This is a genomic window from Acinetobacter endophylla, from assembly GCF_053543775.1.
Genome location: NZ_JBLVOM010000086.1, coordinates 1 through 1234, shown reverse-complemented (window position 1 = coordinate 1234; position 1234 = coordinate 1). Strand labels below are relative to the sequence as shown.

The window sequence follows — 1234 nt, the reverse complement described above, 5'->3', positions numbered from 1 at the left end:
CAAAATGAAATAATTAAAATTATTAAAATCATTATTCCAATGGCGACCCAGACCTGACCATCAGTTAGTGCATCATCCTGGTCATCGCTCTCTGGATACTTAACAAGTGATTGCAGTCTTGGTGGAACTGGACGAATATATGATTCATCGATTGGAACGATGATTGACTTGGGTTCACCATCACCCAATGCCGTGATATCTATTTCAACAAGTTCAGCAAGTAACTCTTCACGCTGTTGTTTCGATAGCTTTTCAGATGTAACGATGATTCCAGTAGGTCTTGATGCCAGCTCATAGAGAGCTTGCAAGTAAACAATCCGATATCCACATTCATCCCGATTGAAGAGTCGTTCACCATGAATGAATGCCAGACGCTGGTAACTCGGTAAGCTTTCTATAACTTTCTCAAAATCTTCATGCTTCATTTCAATTCCTTATTCTTATTGTTGTAAAGCAAAGCAGCCCACCCGAAGGTGAGCTGCTTGGTTTCGTTCACTTGTGGAGAGTACGAAAGGGTTAAGCTTCTGCTTTCTTGAAATGCGAATGGTGCAAGCGATGTGTCCATTCATCAAAGTCTTTCACAACAATGGATTTGCTGTCTGATTCAATCACCGTGAAGATATCGTATTCACTGCATTGCATGGTCTCAAAGGCCACACCAGTCATTGCCTGGACTTGATCACCCGCAAAGAATGGGTTGATGCTGTTCAGGTTTGCTTTGCTTGGTGTGTACTGTGGCACCCATGCACCACGATCTTCTGTTGCTGTCTTGCGGTCATGACATGGCTTGCACAATGGCTGCCAGTTCAACTTGTCCCAGAAAAGTTGCTTATCACCCTTGTGCGGAACAATATGATCGACCACGGTTGCAACTTCGATGTAGCCACGCTTCTTGTGATCGACACACAACGGATTCGATTCCAGGAACACTGTGCGTTCCTTCTCCCAACGCGCATCATAGCCGCGCTGGTGAGCCGTACCGCGATCACGATCACGCTGTTTGATCTTGGCTTGATGTTTATCGCAATAGCCTTGATTGGTTGCGTAACCGCTGCATGCCTGGTGTGAACAAGGTCGTTTAGCTTTCTGAGGTGCTTTCTTCATGATCCACTGGAACCAATTTGATTGAACGATTAAGAATCTTATTGCGTAATTTATCTGTGATCTTCAGATGAATGATTTTATCGACTGCATCTAGCGCAGTAAGTAACAGTACTCGACGTGTAGTCAGCTT

The 1234-nt window shown here is 44.2% G+C and carries 2 protein-coding genes; both read right to left on the bottom strand.

The features are described from left to right. A partial coding sequence (locus ACNPNW_RS05325; protein ID WP_448766649.1) for a hypothetical protein occupies positions 1-425 on the bottom strand: 425 nt, incomplete at its 3' end. Between the two features lie 91 nt (positions 426-516). Continuing rightward, a complete protein-coding gene (locus ACNPNW_RS05320) occupies positions 517-1104 on the bottom strand; it encodes an HNH endonuclease (protein WP_448766648.1) in 588 nt (195 codons plus the stop codon). Between the last annotated feature and the right edge of the window lie 130 nt (positions 1105-1234).

Bases quoted from the DNA above. Each gene is read 5' to 3' on its own strand.
- ACNPNW_RS05320 (WP_448766648.1), bottom strand. From the start codon at position 1,104: ATGAAGAAAGCACCTCAGAAAGCTAAACGACCTTGTTCACACCAGGCA.